The sequence below is a fragment of the Enterobacter sp. DN genome (genome assembly GCF_046054285.1).
Lineage (GTDB): Bacteria > Pseudomonadota > Gammaproteobacteria > Enterobacterales > Enterobacteriaceae > Enterobacter > Enterobacter hormaechei_C.
In genome coordinates this window covers 696,287-713,391 of sequence record NZ_JBJJTG010000001.1, presented here as the reverse complement: position 1 = coordinate 713,391, position 17,105 = coordinate 696,287, and the positions used below count along the sequence as shown (strand labels likewise).

17 protein-coding genes are annotated in these 17,105 nt (G+C 53.9%); 14 read left to right on the top strand and 3 right to left on the bottom strand.

The features are described 5' to 3' along the window. The first annotated feature begins 132 nt into the window (after window positions 1-132). Window positions 133-216 (top strand): stress response protein AzuC, encoded by an 84-nt coding sequence (azuC, locus tag ACJTMZ_RS03305; RefSeq protein ID WP_003859682.1) that lies wholly within the window; start codon window positions 133-135, stop codon window positions 214-216. 106 nt (window positions 217-322) lie between these two features. Further along, on the top strand, window positions 323-574 hold the full coding sequence (locus ACJTMZ_RS03300) for a DUF2766 family protein (RefSeq protein ID WP_252010672.1): 252 nt from the start codon (window positions 323-325) through the stop codon (window positions 572-574). Window positions 575-654: 80 nt separating this feature from the next. On the opposite strand, the gene ACJTMZ_RS03295 is transcribed toward ACJTMZ_RS03300, so the two are convergent. Both ACJTMZ_RS03295 and ACJTMZ_RS03290 read right to left on the bottom strand, forming a co-directional pair. Then, on the bottom strand, window positions 655-1,998 hold the full coding sequence (locus ACJTMZ_RS03295) for an anaerobic C4-dicarboxylate transporter (RefSeq protein WP_017693227.1): 1,344 nt from the start codon (window positions 1,996-1,998) through the stop codon (window positions 655-657). A gap of 576 nt (window positions 1,999-2,574) precedes the next feature. Continuing rightward, window positions 2,575-3,078 (bottom strand): non-heme ferritin-like protein, encoded by a 504-nt coding sequence (locus ACJTMZ_RS03290; protein ID WP_017384424.1) that lies wholly within the window; start codon window positions 3,076-3,078, stop codon window positions 2,575-2,577. 503 nt (window positions 3,079-3,581) lie between these two features. On the opposite strand from ACJTMZ_RS03290, the gene ACJTMZ_RS03285 reads away from it, so the two are divergent. The 6 genes from ACJTMZ_RS03285 (at window position 3,582) to otsA (ending at window position 10,382) form a co-directional block, all read left to right on the top strand. Next, a complete protein-coding gene (locus tag ACJTMZ_RS03285; protein ID WP_040118307.1) occupies window positions 3,582-4,139 on the top strand; it encodes a DJ-1 family glyoxalase III in 558 nt (185 codons plus the stop codon). A gap of 316 nt (window positions 4,140-4,455) precedes the next feature. After that, window positions 4,456-5,445 (top strand): arabinose ABC transporter substrate-binding protein AraF, encoded by a 990-nt coding sequence (gene araF, locus ACJTMZ_RS03280; RefSeq protein ID WP_017384422.1) that lies wholly within the window; start codon window positions 4,456-4,458, stop codon window positions 5,443-5,445. 71 nt (window positions 5,446-5,516) lie between these two features. Beyond that, complete coding sequence (gene araG, locus ACJTMZ_RS03275; RefSeq protein ID WP_003859688.1) at window positions 5,517-7,031, top strand: L-arabinose ABC transporter ATP-binding protein AraG; 1,515 nt, start codon at window positions 5,517-5,519, stop codon at window positions 7,029-7,031. 14 nt (window positions 7,032-7,045) lie between these two features. Next, on the top strand, window positions 7,046-8,026 hold the full coding sequence (araH, locus tag ACJTMZ_RS03270) for an arabinose ABC transporter permease AraH (RefSeq protein ID WP_003859689.1): 981 nt from the start codon (window positions 7,046-7,048) through the stop codon (window positions 8,024-8,026). 153 nt (window positions 8,027-8,179) lie between these two features. Continuing rightward, window positions 8,180-8,983: a trehalose-phosphatase gene (gene otsB, locus ACJTMZ_RS03265; RefSeq protein ID WP_023303910.1), complete on the top strand. Its 804-nt coding sequence runs from the start codon at window positions 8,180-8,182 to the stop codon at window positions 8,981-8,983. Then, window positions 8,958-10,382 (top strand): alpha,alpha-trehalose-phosphate synthase, encoded by a 1,425-nt coding sequence (otsA, locus tag ACJTMZ_RS03260; protein ID WP_165468549.1) that lies wholly within the window; start codon window positions 8,958-8,960, stop codon window positions 10,380-10,382. Before otsB ends, otsA begins: the two co-directional genes overlap by 26 nt. A 15-nt stretch (window positions 10,383-10,397) precedes the next feature. On the opposite strand, the gene uspC is transcribed toward otsA, so the two are convergent. After that, window positions 10,398-10,826, bottom strand: a complete 429-nt coding sequence (gene uspC / locus ACJTMZ_RS03255; protein ID WP_017384418.1) for a universal stress protein UspC — start codon at window positions 10,824-10,826, stop codon at window positions 10,398-10,400. Between the two features lie 796 nt (window positions 10,827-11,622). On the opposite strand from uspC, the gene flhD reads away from it, so the two are divergent. The 6 genes from flhD to cheW all read left to right on the top strand — a co-directional run bounded on the left by flhD (window position 11,623) and on the right by cheW (window position 17,028). Then, complete coding sequence (flhD, locus tag ACJTMZ_RS03250) at window positions 11,623-11,973, top strand: flagellar transcriptional regulator FlhD (RefSeq protein WP_003859693.1); 351 nt, start codon at window positions 11,623-11,625, stop codon at window positions 11,971-11,973. Between the two features lie 2 nt (window positions 11,974-11,975). Beyond that, a complete protein-coding gene (gene flhC / locus ACJTMZ_RS03245; RefSeq protein WP_003859695.1) occupies window positions 11,976-12,554 on the top strand; it encodes a flagellar transcriptional regulator FlhC in 579 nt (192 codons plus the stop codon). A gap of 123 nt (window positions 12,555-12,677) precedes the next feature. After that, complete coding sequence (gene motA / locus ACJTMZ_RS03240; RefSeq protein WP_003859696.1) at window positions 12,678-13,565, top strand: flagellar motor stator protein MotA; 888 nt, start codon at window positions 12,678-12,680, stop codon at window positions 13,563-13,565. Then, entirely contained in the window at window positions 13,562-14,491 is a 930-nt protein-coding gene (gene motB, locus ACJTMZ_RS03235; protein WP_003859697.1) for a flagellar motor protein MotB, read from the top strand. The genes motA and motB overlap by 4 nt, the downstream gene beginning before the upstream one ends. Before the next feature lie 4 nt (window positions 14,492-14,495). After that, window positions 14,496-16,505 carry a chemotaxis protein CheA gene (cheA, locus tag ACJTMZ_RS03230; protein WP_252010671.1) on the top strand — a complete coding sequence of 670 codons (2,010 nt, stop codon included), beginning with the start codon at window positions 14,496-14,498 and terminating at the stop codon, window positions 16,503-16,505. Between the two features lie 19 nt (window positions 16,506-16,524). Further along, a complete protein-coding gene (cheW, locus tag ACJTMZ_RS03225) occupies window positions 16,525-17,028 on the top strand; it encodes a chemotaxis protein CheW (RefSeq protein ID WP_003859699.1) in 504 nt (167 codons plus the stop codon). Window positions 17,029-17,105 lie beyond the last annotated feature (77 nt).

Genomic DNA, 17,105 nt, shown 5'->3' with positions numbered 1-17,105 from the left:
TTTAACAAACCAGCAGCACTGAGGGTTTAATAACCGTGATGCAGGTCACAAAATGGTTGATTTTTGTGATGGTGGTCATATTATAAGCGTATTGACAATAACACCTGCATAACACGTTACTGGAGCAACATAATGAAACTGCGCAAAATCCTGAAAAGCATGTGGGCAAACTACTGCACAACGTTTAAAGACGTCCCACCGGGCGCGATGTTCTGATAAAAAAACCTGCTTCGGCAGGTTTTTTTATATCTGCGGACGACGAGAGGGAGATGGAAGGGCGTCTGTTTTGCTACTATGGCGGCCTTTGAATAAGGAGAACCCCATGTCACAAAACCTGAGCGCCGATCAGGAACTGGTATCTGACGTCGTCGCCTGCCAGCTGGTTATCAAACAAATCCTTGATGTGATTGACGTTATCGCGCCGGTTGAGGTACGCAAAAAGATGTCGACCCAGCTGAAAAACATCGATTTCACCAACCATCCTGCTGCGGCGGACCCGGTTACGCTCCGCGCGATCCAGAAAGCGATTGCGCTGATTGAACTCCGCTTCACACCGCAGGGTGAGTCACACTAAAATAAACCGATGTTTTAAAATTAGAAACTCTTTTCTGCTTTTACGTCGAAGGGCGACAGAGCCTGTCGCCCGCAGAAGGATCAGAAGAACGTCTGCACCAGCAGATAGCTCACCACGCAGGCACAGCTGACGCCAATCAGCCCCGGCAGAATAAAGCTGTGGTTGATGATGAATTTACCGATGCGGGTGGTGCCGGAGCGATCGAACCCGATACAGGCCAGATCGCTCGGATAGGTGGGCAGCACAAAGTAGCCGTAGGATGCCGGGAAGAAGGCCACCAGCATTTTCGGATCGATGCCCAGCATCAACCCCATCGGGGCGACCGCGGTCAAGGCCGCAGCCTGGCTGTTGACCAGTTTTGATACCAGGAACAGCACGATGGCATACGTCCAGGGATGACTTTTCACCACCCCCTCCAGCGCCATTTTCAGCTCGTCGAGATGCGCCTGAAAAAAGGTATCGCTCATCCACGCCACGCCAAACACCGAGAAAATCGCGACCATCCCCGCCTTAAATACCGCCCCGTTTGAAATGGCCGACGCATTCACCTTGCAGGTCATCAGCATGATGGCCCCGGCGATCAGCATCATCATTTGAATGACAAGGTTCATCGACAGGGCTGTCATTTTGCCTTTGATCTCAAACGCCGGACGCAGCTCGGGCAGCGCACCCAGCAGGACCACTACGGCAATCCCGGCGAAGAAGATCCACGTGGACCAGTAGGCCTGTTTCGGGAAACGTTGATCCATCAACGTCTCCGTTCCTCCATAGATAAACTCCCGCTGTTTCGGATCTTTCAGCTTTTCCTGAAATTCAGGATCGTCTGCGAGGTTTTTCCCGCGACGCAAGCTCCACAGTGCCGCAATGGCGACGCCAGACAGTGAGGCCGGTACGGAGACCGCAAGAATTTCGAGGATCCCCCACGCGTGGCCGATACCGTGCTGCGCACCAAGAATCGAGACCAGCGAAACGACGGCCACGGAAACGGGGGAGGCGGTGATCGCCATCTGAGATGCCACCGAGGCCACCGCCATCGGCCTTTCCGGGCGTATGCCTTTTTTCAGGGCGATATCCGCGATAATGGGAAACATGGTGTAGACGACGTGCCCGGTCCCGCACAGGAAGGTCAACATCCAGGTGGTAAACGGTGCGAGAAGGGTGATGTGCTGGGGATGTTTACGCAGCAGGCGCTCTGCAAACTGCATCATTACATTCAGGCCACCGGCGGTCTGTAGCGTGGCCGCACAGCCGATGACGGCGAGGATCGTGAGCATCACGTCAACCGGCGGTTTACCGGGTTGCAGACCAAAGACAAAACTCAAAACAAACAGGCCGATGCCGCTTATCAGCCCCAGGCCCATCCCGCCGAAGCGGGTGCCTATCAGCAGGCAGAGGATAATGACAATAAACTCAATGGTGATCATGATGCTCCCTCGTTAATGAATGTAATTAAACAAATCATTACACGATGTATGGTTATTCATTGGGAGCAAGATCTGATTTGTTAAATGTCAGCAAAAGCAGGGAGTTGGTACCCACTCCCTGACGGGCTGAGGGATCCCCAGTAATTTGAAAGCAAAAGCGATAACGTTGCCTTCAGAATAACTGAAGGCTTTCAGCGATGCCTCGGTCCGGCTGTAAATCGCTGAGGCGTTTCCTGTAGGCCGGGGCGAGGCGCAGGGATGCGCCGAGAGGGCGGGCTTTACAGGGATGTTACCTCCGCCCGTCCCCGATAAGCCGGAAGGAATAAGCCGAAGGTACCGCGAAGCGGCGATTTTCCGCCGGAAGCCCGGGTCGCCAGGGTGGTGGCGACTGAGCCACCCTGGCACGTTCACCGGTTATGCCGTGACAGAGTAGCAAGGAACATAAAGTGAACGGAATGACCACCAGAGCCGTATGTTCCCCCTCACCCCAGCCCTCTCCCTCAAGGGAGAGGGGGCCGTCTGTGCAGGCATTATTTTGTGGGGAACTCTCAGCCCTGACGGGAGCGGGTGAAGGACTTAGTGGTGTTGCACGGTAGCAATGTCGAGAAGATGGCGGTCCGTCTGCTCCAGACAAATCCCCGCGCGTTTCGCATTGCGGATTTCATCTGCGAGCGTCTTCAGCAGCATGCCATCCTGCTGCTGCTCTCTGTCCATATCACGTAAAAACTTGAGGGTAATGATGTCCCGTTGCGCTTTGGCTTCATCAGCCAGTTTGCTCAGCTTCGCACAGCGTTGCTCATACTCTTCGAGCGTTTTCTGAAACAGTTCTTCCAGAGAAGTGTAATTATCTTCAATCGTTTCAAGCTCTTTGACGGTAGGGTTTGCCCCGACAGCTTTCAAAAAATTAAAGACGCGCATCATGTGCGTGACGTTACTTTGCGCCTGAGTACGAAAGAAGGTGGCAGTGCCGTTGAGGCTTTTTCTGGAACACCACGCGCTCAAATGCAGATGCAGATTTGAAGCATAAAACTCCAGGTTCATCTGGGCATTCAGTTTTTGCATCATCGTTTGGGTAGTCATTCTCATATCCTTATTGACTGTGGGACTTGATGTCCGCTACTTAACCTGACCCGGCAGGTATTGACGATTGAATGGCAGAAATAGATTTCTGCAAGGTAAAAAACTCGAAAATTCACTTCCTGTGTTCGATTAAAATAAGCATACGCTTCTCTTTGACTTAAGAAAACTCTTAATTGGGCTGTGTTTACCATACATTACAAATTTAAATATAGCCCAGAACAGAAAGAGGGGTAAGAGATTGGATTTAATATAAATTGTTGATTTTAATGGGTGTGAAATTAATATTGCTCATTTTTATCGTTTCAGGAAACGTTCTTTGGCGGGAAATTCTGTAAAAGTGTTAAATCAGAAATAATATCTGCAAATATATCCTGTCGTATCAAATTTGAGCTAAATCAATTTTCACTCAATATACGGTTCTGTGATCGCGTCGCAAGATTGTGATCTGATAAAGAGTGAAAATGAAACACTGTTTTACATCGTTTCATTCGTTGAGGTTTATGATGGCTAACGTTGCGGTGCTGCTGGCACCCGGTTTTGAAGAAGCAGAAGCGATTATCACGATTGATATTCTGCGGCGTTTACAGATTGAGGTGGAGACGCTGGCCTGTGCGGAGTCCCGTGCGGTAGTGAGTTACCACAATATCCCCATGGTGGCTGACAGTACGTTAACGGAGCGCATTAATACGCTGTATGACGCAGTCGTGTTGCCCGGAGGGCCGCAGGGGAGCGTCAATCTTGCGGCTAGCAAGCAGGTGCTCCGCTTTGTTTCCGCGCATGACGAGCAGGGCAAACTCATCTGCCCAATCTGCTCTGCGGCCGCGCGGGTGCTGGGCGGTAACGGGCTACTGAAGGGGCGTCGCTACGTCTGTTCCGGCGATCTCTGGCAGAGCGTTGATGAGGGTGTATATGTGGATGCGCCGGTCGTGGTGGATAATAACCTCATCAGCGGCAAGGGGCTGGGGCACGCTTTTGACTTTGCGCTGGCGCTCTCTGCTCGTCTGTTGGGTGACGACGCCCCCGTGCGCGATCATGCTGAACACATCTATTACCGCTGGTAATTTTTCTGCCGGGCGCTAAGGCGTCCGGGTTACAGGGATTTCTTAGCTGACCTTATGGATAATCCTGCTTAACTCCTTTCCATTTGTAGGACAATTACGTCCTTTTTTATGTCATTTTTCGCTGAATTTATGTACGCAATTACTGTAATTCTGCGGTGTGATGTCGCTCTCTTATGGATGATTAATTTCCCGCTAAAACTATCTCCAGCAATAACGCTTATGACGAGGTAAGCGCTAATGCCTTGTTTTAAGTCCGATTAAATAAGTTGTTCGCCATTATTCCCTACAGATAAGAATGCTAAAGCTGGAGTTTACCATGCACAAATTTACTAAAGCGCTGGCGGCCATCGGCCTGGCTGCCGTTATGTCACAATCCGCTATCGCTGAAAATTTAAAGCTCGGTTTTCTGGTTAAACAGCCGGAAGAGCCGTGGTTCCAGACCGAATGGAAATTTGCTGATAAAGCCGGAAAAGATTTGGGATTTGAGGTAATTAAAATCGCCGTACCTGACGGTGAGAAAACGCTGAACGCCATTGATAGCCTGGCGGCCAGCGGCGCGAAAGGTTTCGTTATCTGTACGCCGGATCCAAAACTGGGGTCAGCGATTGCCGCGAAAGCGCGCGGTTACGACATGAAAGTGATTGCGGTGGACGATCAGTTCGTGAACGCCAAAGGTAAACCGATGGATACCGTTCCGCTGGTAATGATGGCGGCCACTAAAATCGGTGAGCGTCAGGGCCAGGAGCTCTACAAAGAGATGCAAAAACGCGGCTGGGATGTCAAAGAGACCGCCGTGATGGCCATTACCGCTGACGAGCTGGACACCGCCCGTCGTCGTACCACCGGGTCCATGGACGCCCTGAAAGCGGCTGGCTTCCCGGAAAAACAGATCTACAAAGTTCCGACCAAATCCAACGATATTCCGGGCGCCTTTGATGCGGCGAACTCCATGCTCGTCCAGCATCCGGAAGTGAAGCACTGGCTGGTGGTGGGGATGAACGACAACACCGTACTGGGCGGCGTGCGTGCAACGGAAGGCCAGGGCTTTAAAGCACCGGACGTGATCGGGATCGGCATCAACGGCGTTGACGCCGTGAGCGAACTGTCTAAAGCGCAGGCGACCGGTTTCTACGGCTCTCTGCTGCCAAGCCCGGATGTCCACGGCTATAAATCCAGCGAAATGCTCTACAACTGGGTGACCAAAGGGGTTGAGCCGCCGAAATTCACCGAAGTGACCGATGTGGTGCTGATCACCCGCGATAACTTCAAGGAGGAGCTGGCGAAAAAAGGACTGGGCGGTAAGTAATAAGCTGTGATTGCGCCCCTCACTCACCGTGAGGGGCCAGACGTACACACTACAGGAATCACGGAGTCGTTATGCAACAGTCTGATCCGTATCTCTCTTTCCGCGGCATCGGTAAAACGTTCCCCGGTGTAAACGCGCTGACCGATATCAGCTTCGACTGCTATGCCGGCCAGGTTCACGCCCTGATGGGGGAGAATGGCGCGGGAAAATCCACGCTGCTAAAAATTCTCAGCGGCAACTACACACCCACCACCGGCACGCTGGCTATTCGCGGCGAAGAGGTGGCCTTTGCCGACACCACGGCAGCGTTAAATGCGGGCGTCGCCATCATCTATCAGGAGCTGCATCTCATTCCTGAAATGACCGTGGCGGAGAACATCTATCTGGGCCAGCTTCCGCATAAAAGCGGCGTGGTCAACCGCTCGCTGCTCAACTATGAAGCGGGCTTGCAGCTCAAGCACCTTGGGCTGGATGTCGATCCGCAAACGCCCCTTAAGTATCTCTCCATCGGCCAGTGGCAGATGGTGGAAATTGCCAAAGCGCTGGCACGTAACGCCAAAATTATCGCTTTTGACGAGCCAACCAGCTCGCTCTCGGCGCGTGAAATAGAAAATCTCTTTCGCGTGATCCGCGAGCTGCGCAAAGAGGGCCGCATCATTCTGTACGTTTCTCACCGAATGGAAGAGATTTTTGCCTTAAGCGATGCCATCACCGTGTTTAAAGATGGCCGCTACGTGCGCACCTTCACCGATATGCAGCAGGTCAACCATGACCAACTGGTGCAGGCGATGGTCGGACGCGATCTGGGGGATATTTACCACTGGAAACCGCGCGAGTATGGCCCTGAGCGTCTGCGTCTGGATAACGTCAAAGCCCCGGGCGTGCGCACGCCCATTTCACTCTCGGTGCGCAGCGGCGAAATCGTCGGGCTGTTTGGCCTTGTGGGGGCAGGGCGCAGCGAGCTGATGAAAGGGCTGTTTGGCGGCACCCGAATAACTCAGGGCCAGGTTTTCGTCGACGGGAAAAAGGTCGATATTCAGAAGCCTGCGCAGGCGATTAACGCGGGGATTATGCTCTGCCCGGAGGATCGAAAGGCCGAGGGCATTATTCCGGTGCACTCGGTGCGCGACAACATCAACATCTCTGCCCGGCGCAAGTTCATCCGCGCGGGATGTCTGATTAACGACGGCTGGGAGGCGAGCAACGCGGATCACCATATCCGTTCGCTGAACATCAAAACCCCCGGGGCTGAACAGCTGATCATGAACCTGTCCGGCGGCAATCAGCAAAAAGCCATTCTGGGGCGCTGGCTGTCGGAAGATATGAAGGTCATTTTGCTGGATGAGCCAACGCGCGGTATCGACGTGGGGGCGAAACACGAAATCTATAACGTCATCTATGAACTGGCAAAACGCGGTGTGGCGGTCCTGTTCGCCTCCAGCGATCTGCCTGAGGTGCTGGGCGTCGCCGACCGCATTGTTGTGATGCGTGAAGGTGAAATTGCCGGTGAATTGCTGCATGAACAGGCGAATGAACAACAGGCGTTGAGTCTCGCCATGCCTAAAGTTAGCCAGGCTGTCGCCTGAGTAAGGAGTCAATGATGTCCTCTGTTACTACATCCGGAGCGCCGAAGTCGGCTTTCAGTTTTGGCCGCATCTGGGACCAGTACGGCATGCTGGTGGTCTTTGCTGCCCTGTTCGTCGCCTGCGCGATTTTTGTGCCGAATTTCGCCACGTTCATCAATATGAAGGGGCTGGGGCTGGCTATCTCCATGTCCGGCATGGTGGCCTGCGGAATGCTGTTCTGCCTGGCCTCCGGCGATTTTGACCTGTCGGTAGCCTCGGTGATTGCCTGTGCTGGCGTCACCACTGCCGTGGTGATCAACATGACCGAAAGCCTGTGGATCGGCGTGCTGGCCGGGCTGCTGCTCGGCGTGCTGAGCGGCCTGGTGAACGGGTTTGTCATTGCGCGCCTGAAGATTAACGCCCTGATTACGACGCTGGCGACCATGCAAATCGTGCGCGGTCTGGCCTATATCATCTCCGACGGGAAAGCCGTGGGGATTGAAGACGAGCGTTTCTTCACGCTGGGCTATGCCAACTGGCTGGGTCTGCCTGCGCCAATCTGGCTGACGGTAGGCTGTTTGATCCTGTTCGGTTTCCTGCTTAACCGCACCACGTTTGGCCGTAACACGCTGGCGATTGGCGGCAATGAAGAGGCGGCGCGCCTGGCGGGTGTTCCGGTCGTACGGACCAAGATCATTATCTTCGTGCTTTCCGGGCTGGTATCGGCGGCGGCGGGGATTATTCTGGCGTCGCGTATGACCAGCGGCCAGCCAATGACCTCCATTGGTTATGAGCTAATCGTCATCTCAGCCTGCGTTTTAGGGGGAGTTTCCCTCAAGGGCGGCATCGGAAAAATCTCATATGTGGTGGCGGGGATCCTGATTCTGGGGACCGTGGAGAACGCCATGAACCTGCTTAATATTTCTCCGTTCTCTCAGTACGTCGTACGCGGCCTGATCCTGCTGGCAGCGGTGATCTTCGACCGTTACAAGCAAAAAGCGAAGCGTACCGTCTGATTTATTTTTAGCCATCAATATGCTCAACTATTAACCATAGTTGACCCCCTGACCGGCCCGCCAGTTTTGCTGACGGGCCGGTTGCCAAATGGCGAGCACCGTCACACTGTCTATACTTACATGGCTGTTTTGTTCACTGTAAGGAGGATTAGGGTGGCTGACTTGTTAACCGCACCGCCTGTACTGCCCGGAAAATTTGCTTTCTTTTTTGACCTCGACGGGACGCTCGCCGGGATTGAACCGCATCCGGATGACGTCGTTGTACCGGACACGGTGTTAGAGAATTTGCAGCAGCTCTCCCGACAGAACGAGGGGGCACTGGCATTGATTTCAGGGCGCTCAATGGCCGAGCTGGACGTGCTCGCCAGTCCTTATCACTTTCCGCTGGCCGGTGTGCACGGAGCGGAGCGCCGCGATATCCATGATCAACTGCATATAGTTTCACTCCCCGACACGCTGATTCAGGCGCTGCATACGCAACTCTCTTCGGCTCTGGAAATGCTTCCCGGCACGGAACTGGAAGCCAAAGGCATGGCCTTTGCGCTGCACTACCGTCAGGCGCCCCATCATGAGGCGGCGATCTTTGCGGTGGCAAGAAGCGTGGCGGAAGCCCATCCGGAGCTGGCGTTACAGCCGGGTAAATGTGTGGTCGAGATTAAACCGGCAGGAATTAATAAAGGCGCTGCCATTGCAGCGTTTATGGCGGAAGCGCCGTTCAAAGGGCGTACGCCAGTCTTTTTTGGGGATGACCTGACCGACGAGGCCGGGTTCAGGGTGGTAAACCAGGCCCAGGGCATGTCTGTCAAGGTGGGATCTGGTGAAACCATTGCCGGATGGCGGCTGGAAAATGTCGCCAGCGTCTGGCAGTGGATATCTGACGTCGCTAACCAGCAACAACAACAAATAGCGCAAAACAACGGGAGAAATCATTATGGGTCGCTTAGTCGTCGTCTCTAATCGCATCGCACCGCCGGATGATAAAAAAGCCAGTGCCGGTGGCCTGGCGGTCGGGGTATTAGGTGCCCTCAAAGCCGCGGGTGGTCTCTGGTTTGGCTGGAGCGGGGAAATCAGTAATGAAGAGAAACCGCTAAAAAAGGTGTCACGGGGCAATATCACGTGGGCCTCCTTCGCCCTTAGCGAGAAGGACTACGATGAATATTATTCCGAGTTCTCAAACGCCGTGCTGTGGCCAGCGTTTCACTATCGTCTGGATCTGGTGAAATTCCAGCGTGAATCCTATGAAGGCTACATGCGCGTTAACGCGCTGCTGGCAGATAAACTGCTGCCGCTGATCGAAGAAGACGATATTTTATGGATCCACGATTACCATCTGCTGCCCTTCGCCAGGGAGCTGCGTAAACGGGGTGTGAAGAACCGGATCGGCTTCTTCCTGCATATTCCGTTCCCGACCCCGGAGATCTTTACGGCGCTGCCGCAGCATGATGAAATTCTTGAAGCATTGTCTGATTACGACCTGCTCGGTTTCCAGACGGAAAATGACAGGCTGGCGTTCCTCGACAGCGTGTCGGGTAAAACCCGGCTGGTCACTCACGGCGGCAAATCTCACACCGCGTGGGGACGAAATTTCCATACCGAAGTCTACCCGATTGGTATTGAGCCAGACGAAATCGCCGAGCAGGCCTCTGGTCCGCTGCCGCCGAAGCTTGCCCAGCTCAAGGACGAACTCAAGCACGTTAAGAATATCTTTTCGGTTGAACGACTGGATTATTCCAAAGGGTTGCCGGAGCGATTCCTCGCTTATGAAACCCTGCTGGATAAATTCCCGCAGCATCACGGCAAGATCCGCTATACCCAGATAGCGCCGACCTCGCGCGGTGAGGTTCAGGCTTACCAGGATATTCGTCACCAGCTGGAGACCGAAGCAGGGCGCATCAACGGGCGCTATGGTCAGCTCGGCTGGACTCCACTTTTCTATCTGAATCAGCACTTTGAGCGCAAAATTCTGATGAAAGTGTTCCGCTATGCGGACGTCGGGCTGGTCACCCCGCTGCGCGACGGGATGAATCTGGTGGCAAAAGAGTATGTAGCAGCACAAGATCCTGCTGACCCGGGCGTGCTGGTGCTGTCCCAATTTGCCGGTGCGGCAAACGAGTTAACCTCGGCGCTGATTGTGAACCCTTACGATCGCGATGACGTGGCAAATGCCCTGAACCGCGCGTTAACCATGCCGCTTGCGGAACGTATTTCACGTCATTCAGAAATGATGGAGACCATCGTCAAGAATGATATCAACCGCTGGCAGGCGCGTTTTATTGACGATTTGCGCGCGATCCAGCCGCAAACTCAGGAAGGTGATCTGCAAAAAAAGATCGCGACCTTCCCTAAACTCGCCTGATTTTCTCCGGGGGCATTAATTGCCCCCGAGAGGCACCAGCAGGACATCCACCTGGCTTGACGAAACGATGGATTTTGCCGAGCATGCCGCCCGGGAAAAAAAGCTCTGGTTATGATTTCCGCAAATGACCAGGTCAACATTCTGTTTCTGACAAATGTCGAGAATATGTCCACTTAACTCGCCGGTGGCAATCACCGTCTGGTGGACAGGATATTTTGCCCGCTCAACCAGCTCGCGCAGAAATTGCTGCGTTTCCTCCTGAAGAACCTCACGAATATCTTCCAGCATTGGCGCTGCCAGTTGATTATACATTTCGGGTTCAGCAGCCAGGGTAATCAGACTTATGCGGGCATTATTCGGGCGGGCAATGGAAACGGCACGGGCGACGAGTTGATGACTTTCGGGGGAAACCGCAACAGAAACAAGAAGATGGGAGTAACTCATCACACACTCCTTTTATGTCAGAATGACACGTTTCTCAAGCTTTACCTCGAATCTGCCGCTTCTGCAAGAGGCACATGCGACAATAGTGTGAAGCTTATCATAATTATTCATTAATTATTCTTATAAGAAGAATAACGAAATGGGGACGCTAAATGAAAGTAATTAACAACTTAACGTAAATCACACATTTAGCCTTCCGTGCTGTTAAATCGCGTTAACCGATCGTCAACGCAAGCGTGATGGTTACCCATGGAAACTTGTTTCTCGAAAAGAAAACTTAAGCTGCTGTTTTTACTTAATTAACTCCGCCTCTTCTCTGGCGTTCGCGCCCGTTGTGACGCGAAAGGGCAGTGCTTCTTCGACGTAGCAATTTTCATACCCGATCCCCTCATCCCTCTGCATGAGTATTCGTTCCATAAGAATATAAACAAGCTTCACTTGCTCAATAAATAGTCAAATTACAAGTCGCGCTGATGGATTTATGGGTTACATTCGCGTAAATTATGTGACGTAGATCACATTTTTTTTAAATTCCAGGGGGGGCTGCATTGTATGTGTCAAAACTGACGAGTAGAGTTTGCGTCGAATTAGGAAAAATCTTAGTTATTTGTAAGAAAAGATAAAATGTGTAACCGACATTTTGGCCATGTTAACCGGTCACGCGCTTTACGACGTACAAACCTAAATTCAACTATGCATTTGGCCTTTTCTTTTTATACCGGGTGATTTCCCGGCGACATCACGGGGTGCGGTCTTTCCGCATAAAAATAATAGTTGGTTATTCGGGATGGGAAAAATGCATACATCCGAGTTGCTAAAACATATTTATGACATCAATTTGTCGTATTTATTGCTCGCGCAGCGTTTGATTAGTCAGGACAAACCGTCAGCGATGTTTCGTCTGGGTGTTAACGAAGAGATGGCAACCATGCTGGGTGGATTAACCCTCCCGCAAATGGTCAAGCTGGCTGAAACCAATCAACTTGTCTGCCAGTTCCGTTTTGATAACCCGCAGACCATTACGCGTCTGACTCAGGAATCCCGCGTGGACGATCTGCAACAGATCCACACTGGTATTCTTCTCTCCACCCGCCTGCTCAACGAAATCAGCCAGCCTGATGACGTAGCCCGGAAGAAAAGGGCTTAACAATGAGCGAAAAAAGCATTGTTCAGGAAGCCCGTGATATCCAGCTGGCGATGGAACTCATCACGCTCGGTGCGCGTTTACAAATGCTGGAAAGCGAGACGCAGCTGAGCCGTGGTCGTCTGATCAAGCTGTACAAAGAATTGCGTGGTAGCCCGCCGCCAAAAGGCATGCTGCCGTTTTCGACTGACTGGTTCATGACCTGGGAGCAGAACATTCATGCTTCCATGTTCTGTAACGCCTGGCAGTACCTGCTTAAAACGGGCTTATGCAGCGGCGTTGATGCCGTGATCAAAGCCTACAAACTTTACCTTGAGCAATGCCCGCAGCAGGAAGAGGGACCCCTGCTGGCGCTGACCCGCGCCTGGACGCTGGTGCGTTTTGTTGAAAGCGGAATGCTTGAATTGTCCCGCTGCAACTGCTGTGACGGCAATTTCATTACCCACGCGCACCAGCCTGCGGGCAGCTTCGCCTGTAGTTTGTGCCAGCCTCCATCCCGAGCCGTAAAAAGACGTAAACTTTCCCGGGATGCTGCCGATATTATTCCACAACTGCTGGATGAACAGATCGAACACGCTGTTTAACCCGAACCTGTGGGCAAGATTCCAGCAGCGGTAAGCGATTACCGCTGCTTTTTTTTACCCTGCGTTCAGGTCATGCGCTCGAAATGAACGTCCTGCCATAGTCACTAGCGGAAGGATGATGTCGTGCTTATCTTATTAGGTTACCTGGTAGTTCTCGGTACAGTTTTCGGCGGTTACATGATGACCGGCGGGCACCTTGGAGCACTCTATCAACCGGCTGAACTTGTCATCATCGGCGGTGCAGGGGTAGGGGCTTTTATCGTTGGTAACAACGGCAAATCGATCAAGGGCACGCTGAAGGCGATTCCGCTGCTGTTTCGTCGCTCGAAATACACCAAAAGCATGTATATGGATCTGCTGGCGCTGCTCTATCGCCTGATGGCGAAGTCACGTCAGCAGGGGATGTTCTCGCTGGAGCGGGACATCGAAAACCCGAAAGAGAGCGAAATTTTCGCCAGCTACCCGCGTATTCTGGCCGACGCGATGATGCTCGATTTTATCGTCGATTACCTGCGACTGATCATCAGCGGCAACATGAACACCTTCGAAATTGAAGCCCTGATGGACGAAGAGATCGAAACCCACGAGAGCGAATCCGAAGTCCCGGCCAACAGCCTGGCGCTGGTGGGCGACTCGCTTCCGGCGTTCGGCATCGTGGCGGCGGTCATGGGCGTCGTTCATGCTCTGGCCTCGGCGGATCGCCCGGCGGCTGAACTGGGGGCGCTGATTGCCCACGCGATGGTGGGGACGTTCCTCGGTATTTTACTGGCCTACGGCTTTATCTCCCCGCTGGCGAGCGTGCTGCGCCAGAAGAGCGCCGAAACCACCAAAATGATGCAGTGCGTGAAAATTACGCTGCTCTCAAACCTCAACGGCTATGCGCCACCGATTGCCGTCGAATTTGGTCGTAAGACGCTTTACTCCAGCGAACGTCCGTCGTTTATCGAACTGGAAGAGCACGTGCGCGCGGTGAAAAACCCTAACCAACAGACGACAACTGAGGACGCATGAAAAACCAGTCCCATCCGATCGTCATCGTAAAAAAGCGCAAGCATAAGGGGCACGGGCACGGTTCTCACGGCTCCTGGAAGATCGCGTACGCCGACTTTATGACCGCCATGATGGCCTTCTTTCTGGTGATGTGGCTAATCTCCATCTCCAGCCCGAAAGAGCTTATTCAGATTGCGGAATATTTCAGAACGCCGCTGGCGACGGCGGTTACCGGCGGGCCGCGCATTTCTAACAGCGACAGCCCGATCCCCGGCGGCGGTGACGATTACACCCAGCAGCAGGGCGAAGTGAAAAAACAGCCGAACATCGACGAACTGAAAAAACGGATGGAGCAGGCGCGTCTGAAAAAACTGCGCGGTGACCTGGATCAGCTGATTGAAGCAGACCCTAAGCTGCGCGCGCTGCGTCCGCACCTGAAAATTGACCTGGTACAGGAAGGGCTGCGTATTCAGATCATCGACAGCCAGAACCGGCCGATGTTTAAAACCGGCAGCGCCGACGTGGAGCCCTACATGCGCGATATTCTGCGTGCGATTGCACCGGTGCTGAACGGTATTCCAAACCGCATTAGCCTGTCCGGACACACGGATGATTTCCCGTACGCCACGGGAGAGAAAGGATACAGCAACTGGGAGCTTTCTGCCGATCGCGCCAACGCCTCGCGTCGCGAGCTGGTGGCGGGTGGGCTTGATGATGGCAAGGTCCTGCGCGTGGTCGGCATGGCTGCAACCATGCGCCTTACCGACCGCGGACCGGATGACGCCATCAACCGTCGTATCAGTCTTTTAGTGCTGAACCAGCAGGCGGAGCAGGCCATCCTGCATGAAAACGCCGAAAGTCAGAATGAGTCACTGGACGATTTAAAACAGCCTGGGGCCGTCCCTTCGGCTGCCGTTCCAACATCGCCACCAGCCAATCCGAGGTGATAGCGTGAGCATGGATATTACCGATTTTTACCAGACATTTTTTGATGAAGCCGACGAATTGTTGGCCGATATGGAGCAACATTTGCTGGATCTGGTGCCCGAGGCACCGGACTCAGAACAGCTCAATGCCATCTTCCGTGCGGCGCATTCCATTAAAGGCGGTGCCGGAACGTTTGGATTTACCATTTTGCAGGAAACCACCCATTTAATGGAAAACCTGCTGGATGAAGCACGACGCGGTGAGATGCAGCTCAATACCGACATTATCAACCTGTTTTTGGAAACGAAAGATATTATGCAGGAACAGCTCGACGCCTATAAAAGTTCGGCAGAGCCTGATGCCGCCAGCTTTGAATACATCTGCAACGCGCTGCGTCAGTTAGCGCTGGAAGCCAAAGGTGAGGCGTCTGCGCCCGCTGTCCCTGCGGCAAAACTGAGCGTTGTTGACGCCGTGGCCGAACCCGATACGGCGCCTGACGCGCCCGCAGGAAAACTGCGCGTGGTGCTGTCACGTCTGAAGGAGAACGAGGTCAACCTGCTGGAAGAGGAGCTGGGGAACCTGGCGACGCTCAGCAACGTGGTGAAGGGCAAAGACAGCCTGGCCGCGACGCTTGACGATGGAATTGGCCAGGATGACATCGTGGCGGTGCTCTGCTTCGTGATTGAAGCGGATCAGATTGCGTTTGAAACCGAGGCGGCGGCCGTTGAAGCGCCTGCTCCGGCAGAGAATACCCCTGCGGTAGTTGCCGCTGCCCCGGCCCTGAAAGCCGTGCCAAAAGAGACGGCCGCTCCGGCCCGCGGTGAAAAACCAGCGGCGCGTTCCAGCGAGTCCACGAGCATTCGCGTGGCGGTGGAGAAAGTGGATCAGCTGATCAACCTGGTGGGTGAACTGGTCATCACCCAGTCGATGCTGGCCCAGCGCTCCAACGAGCTGGACCCGGTGACCCATGGCGATCTCATCACCAGCATGGGCCAGTTACAACGTAACGCCCGCGATTTACAGGAATCGGTGATGTCCATCCGCATGATGCCGATGGAATATGTCTTCAGCCGCTTCCCGCGCCTGGTGCGCGACCTGGCCGGCAAGCTCAACAAACAGATCGAACTCACGCTGATGGGCAGCTCCACCGAGCTGGACAAGAGCCTGATTGAACGCATTATCGATCCGTTAACACACCTGGTGCGTAACAGCCTCGACCACGGCATCGAGCTGCCGGAAAACCGCGTAACAGCTGGAAAATCGCCCGTGGGCAACCTGATCCTGTCAGCGGAACATCAGGGCGGCAACATCTGCATCGAAGTGACCGATGACGGCGCGGGCCTGAACCGCGAGCGCATTCTGGCGAAGGCGATTTCGCAGGGAATGGCGGTCAACGAAAATATGACCGACGAAGAAGTGGGGATGTTGATTTTTGCCCCGGGCTTCTCAACCGCAGAGCAGGTCACCGACGTTTCCGGCCGCGGCGTGGGCATGGACGTGGTGAAACGTAACATTCAGGAGATGGGCGGTCACGTTGAGATCCAGTCTAAGCAGGGCGCGGGCACCACGATTCGTATCCTGTTGCCGCTGACGCTGGCCATTCTTGACGGCATGTCCGTTAAAGTGGCGGACGAAGTCTTTATTCTGCCGCTGAACGCGGTGATGGAGTCCCTCCAGCCGCGTGAAGAAGATCTGCATCCGCTGGCGGGCGGCGAGCGCGTGCTCGAAGTGCGCGGCGAGTACCTGCCGCTGGTGGAACTGTGGAAAGTGTTTGAAGTGGACGGGGCAAAAACCGAGGCCACGCAGGGTATCGTTGTGATCCTGCAAAGCGCCGGACGCCGCTACGCGCTGCTGGTCGATCAGCTGATTGGTCAGCATCAGGTGGTGGTTAAGAACCTGGAAAGTAACTACCGCAAAGTGCCGGGGATCTCTGCTGCCACCATCCTGGGTGATGGTAGCGTCGCGCTGATCGTCGATGTATCGGCACTTCAGGGATTAAATCGTGAACAACGTGTGGCGAACACAGCCGCCTGATTAAGTAAAAGGTAATAACATGACCGGTATGAGTAACGTAACGAAACTGGCGGGCGAGCCATCTGGACAGGAATTCCTGGTTTTCACTTTAGGGGATGAAGAGTACGGTATCGACATCCTGAAAGTGCAGGAAATTCGCGGTTACGACCAGGTAACGCGCATTGCGAACACGCCAGCGTTTATCAAGGGTGTGACCAACCTGCGCGGTGTGATTGTGCCTATCGTGGACCTGCGCGTGAAGTTTAGCCAGGGCGATGTGGAGTACAACGATAACACGGTGGTGATCGTCCTGAATCTGGGGCAGCGCGTGGTGGGGATCGTGGTGGATGGCGTGTCTGATGTGCTGTCGCTGACCGCCGATCAAATCCGTCCTGCGCCGGAGTTTGCGGTCACGCTGTCGACGGAATACCTGACGGGGCTGGGTGCGCTCGGCGAGCGTATGCTGATTCTGGTGAATATTGAGAAGCTGCTGAACAGCGAAGAGATGGCGCTGCTGGATATCGCGGCGAATCATGTAGCATAAAACAAAGCCGGGTGGCGGCTTCGCCTTACCCGGCCTACAAATGGCTCGAACACGTAGGCCGGGTAAGCGTCAGCGCC

Bases quoted from the DNA above. Each gene is read 5' to 3' on its own strand.
- azuC (WP_003859682.1), top strand. From the start codon at position 133: ATGAAACTGCGCAAAATCCTGAAAAGCATGTGGGCAAACTACTGCACA.
- ACJTMZ_RS03300 (WP_252010672.1), top strand. From the start codon at position 323: ATGTCACAAAACCTGAGCGCCGATCAGGAACTGGTATCTGACGTCGTC.
- ACJTMZ_RS03295 (WP_017693227.1), bottom strand. From the start codon at position 1,998: ATGATCACCATTGAGTTTATTGTCATTATCCTCTGCCTGCTGATAGGC.
- ACJTMZ_RS03290 (WP_017384424.1), bottom strand. From the start codon at position 3,078: ATGACTACCCAAACGATGATGCAAAAACTGAATGCCCAGATGAACCTG.
- ACJTMZ_RS03285 (WP_040118307.1), top strand. From the start codon at position 3,582: ATGGCTAACGTTGCGGTGCTGCTGGCACCCGGTTTTGAAGAAGCAGAA.
- araF (WP_017384422.1), top strand. From the start codon at position 4,456: ATGCACAAATTTACTAAAGCGCTGGCGGCCATCGGCCTGGCTGCCGTT.
- araG (WP_003859688.1), top strand. From the start codon at position 5,517: ATGCAACAGTCTGATCCGTATCTCTCTTTCCGCGGCATCGGTAAAACG.
- araH (WP_003859689.1), top strand. From the start codon at position 7,046: ATGTCCTCTGTTACTACATCCGGAGCGCCGAAGTCGGCTTTCAGTTTT.
- otsA (WP_165468549.1), top strand. From the start codon at position 8,958: ATGGGTCGCTTAGTCGTCGTCTCTAATCGCATCGCACCGCCGGATGAT.
- uspC (WP_017384418.1), bottom strand. From the start codon at position 10,826: ATGAGTTACTCCCATCTTCTTGTTTCTGTTGCGGTTTCCCCCGAAAGT.
- flhD (WP_003859693.1), top strand. From the start codon at position 11,623: ATGCATACATCCGAGTTGCTAAAACATATTTATGACATCAATTTGTCG.
- flhC (WP_003859695.1), top strand. From the start codon at position 11,976: ATGAGCGAAAAAAGCATTGTTCAGGAAGCCCGTGATATCCAGCTGGCG.
- motB (WP_003859697.1), top strand. From the start codon at position 13,562: ATGAAAAACCAGTCCCATCCGATCGTCATCGTAAAAAAGCGCAAGCAT.
- cheW (WP_003859699.1), top strand. From the start codon at position 16,525: ATGACCGGTATGAGTAACGTAACGAAACTGGCGGGCGAGCCATCTGGA.